General features: G+C 48.9%; 3 protein-coding genes. 1 reads left to right on the forward strand and 2 read right to left on the reverse strand.

Annotated elements, in window-relative coordinates; genetic code table 11:
• Positions 1-199: hypothetical protein (locus PG883_RS23090; protein WP_270808392.1), on the reverse strand; the 199-nt coding region annotated here is incomplete at its 3' end.
• A 70-nt stretch (positions 200-269) separates the two neighbouring features.
• Positions 270-1,187, reverse strand: a complete 918-nt coding sequence (locus PG883_RS23095) for an IS5 family transposase (RefSeq protein WP_024946304.1) — start codon at positions 1,185-1,187, stop codon at positions 270-272.
• A 262-nt stretch (positions 1,188-1,449) separates the two neighbouring features.
• Between PG883_RS23095 and PG883_RS23100 the strand changes: the two genes are divergently transcribed.
• Positions 1,450-2,382: an alpha/beta hydrolase family protein gene (locus PG883_RS23100; protein ID WP_179154497.1), complete on the forward strand. Its 933-nt coding sequence runs from the start codon at positions 1,450-1,452 to the stop codon at positions 2,380-2,382.
• Positions 2,383-2,688 lie beyond the last annotated feature (306 nt).

Genomic DNA, 2,688 nt, shown 5'->3' on the forward strand with positions numbered 1-2,688 from the left:
GTACACTTTTCTCACCTGAAAATAAAAATACCAATCCAGGTGCGTACAGTGTCAGTCGCAGCTCTTGAGCGCAGGTCTGATAAAAAAGATCTATGTCAGGGCTGCATGTGGGCAATATCCCTTCAACTATAGATGAATTTGAGGCTTGCTGCTGCTTGAGCAATTGGCGTGCGATGGCGCATAGGGTTTCGTTGTTCATAACCATATTTTGCAGGCGTTGTTGATCAAATCCGTCGCTGGATGGCCGTTCCCCAACCCGTTGATACCACTCAATTCACTGGCTGGCGAACAGGCATACCAAGCCCTATCAGCTTGTTCATCACCTTCACGCCAGCCAGGATTTCGCCCACCTGGGCGTTGTAGTTCCGCAGGCTCAGCGTTGGCCCGATGAGTTGCTTGAACCGGTACATGGCGGTCTCGGCTATCGAGCGCTGGTGATAGCCGGAGTCTTTCTTCCATTGCTTCAGTTCACCGGCCTTGAGCGCCGTCACCGCCTCGTTGCGGGGATGGTCTTCCTCCCACGGTGCCGCATTTTTTCTCGGCGGTATGGTGGCTTTCGCCCCCTTCTTCTTCAGTAGCGCATGACAGGCCTTGGTGTCATACGCACCATCGGCGCTGACCTGTTTTATCTTGCGTCGTAAGGGGTTGAGCAACGTCGGTAACACCTCGTTATCCGCCACCGTCTCCAGGCTGACTTCGGCAGCGATGACCGCATGGGTTGTGGCATCCACCGCCAAGTGGAGCTTACGCCACACTCGTCGCTTCTCCTTGCCGTGTTTGCGAATTTTCCATTCGCCTTCGCCATAGACCTTGAGGCCGGTGGCATCAATGACCAAGTGAGCCACCGGGCCTTGGCTGGGGAGGCGGTACTTGATGTCGACGGTCTTGGCGCGCTTGCTGATACAGCTATAGTCCGGCGACTGCAAAGGCACCGCCATCAGTTGGAACAACGAGTTAATGAAGCCTTCTAGCGCCCGCAGCGGCAACTTGAACAAGCCTTTTAGCATCAGGGCCGTCTCAATGGCGGTGTCACTGTAGTGGAAACCTCTCCCTCGGCGGCCATGGTGGACCAGGCAATGCCACTGCTTAATGGCTTGTTCGTCCATCCAGATGGTCAACGAACCGCGTTGCACCAAGGCTTGGTTGTACTGCTGCCAGTTGCTGATCTTGTGCTTGGACTTGCCCATCTGATGCTCTCGGAGACTGCGCTACAGGATCAGATCACCGAGATGACAGATAGTTCCCCGATTTGAGCAACAAGGCCTATTTTGCATGCAAAAAAGGTTTTTGCACAACACTTTCATTGATTTGTGACTATTTTAGGCAAGGAATTGATTTTTTTGGGCATCGGAAATTCAGTGCTTAAAACCTAAGCTATGCTTTGAAGACAATACGGCCTGCATTAAATGAAATGATGTGGCTACCCCTTATAAAGCATAGGAATCAAAGATGAGCATTCAAAACCAACCCACAGCAGAACAATTTGCGGTCATTCAAGCCGTGGCCAATTTTTCTGCTAAGCCGATGCGCACCCCGATTTTAAAAACCCCTGCTGACCACGGCATGGCCTATGAAGATGTGTTCTTCCCTGCTTTGGATGGCGTGCCGCTTGAGGCTTGGTACATTCCAGCCGTTCAGCCATCTGATTTGTTGATTATTGCCAATCATCCTTTGCCGATGAATCGCTATGGCTTGGCTGGACATTTATCTCCTTGGGACGTGCTTGACCCGACAGAAATTAATTTTTTGTTTGAGCTAAAACACCTGCATGATGCTGGCTACAATATTTTGACTTATGACTTACGCAATTTAGGCCGTAGTGGCACAGGAGGCAATGGTGCTTGTGGTGTGGGTCGTTATGAGTGGCGTGATTGCGTTGGTGCACAAAACTATGTCAACGCACATCCAGAATTGTCAAAAATGAAAGTGGGTCTGTTAAGCCGTTGCACAGGTGGCAATGCTCAGTACGAGGCAATTTCACGTCATCCTGAATTGTTTAAAGATGTAGCGTGCATGGTCAGTCCACTGGTGGTTTCAATGGAAGCGTTCACCAAACATTATGCAAATTCTGTGGTGGCAGGTGCTGGTGATTTTCCTGAAATTTTGGACTTTGAACAAGTCAAAGCAGGCGGCTTGAAAAACTCAGAAATGACTCCTCACCTCTTTGCACCCGATGTCACTATGCCAACTTTGGTGGTGCAAGTGCGTGAAGATCGCTGGACTTCAGTGGAAGATGGCGAAAAAACTTTTGAGCTGTTGGGTGCAAAAGAAAAAGAGCTGTTCTGGATTGAAGGGACACCACGCCGTTGGGTTGGCTACAACTACTTTGGCAGCCATCCTGAAAAGTTAATTGGCTGGTTCGACAAATACATGAAGGTTTAAGTCTTGCTAAATATATAAGCTGTAGAAGTCGCGATATGATCTGACAGTTACCTGTTTTGTGGATGCAGAACTGTCAGATCAATTCAAATTAGTTACTTTTTCACTTTATGTTATCTGTTAGCAGGAGTGTTCATTGTCGAGGCTCAGACTAGCACTTAACATAACCCTCAACTTAAGAGCGGCATGATCCTGAGTTAGGGAAGGTGCGAATAAGCGGGGAAATTCTTCTCGGCTGACTCAGTCATTTCATTTCTTCATGTTTGAGCCGATTTTTTCTCCCGTAAATGCCTTGAATCAGCCTATTTA

The organism is Aeromonas sp. QDB25 (assembly GCF_027707725.1).
GTDB lineage: Bacteria > Pseudomonadota > Gammaproteobacteria > Enterobacterales > Aeromonadaceae > Aeromonas > Aeromonas caviae.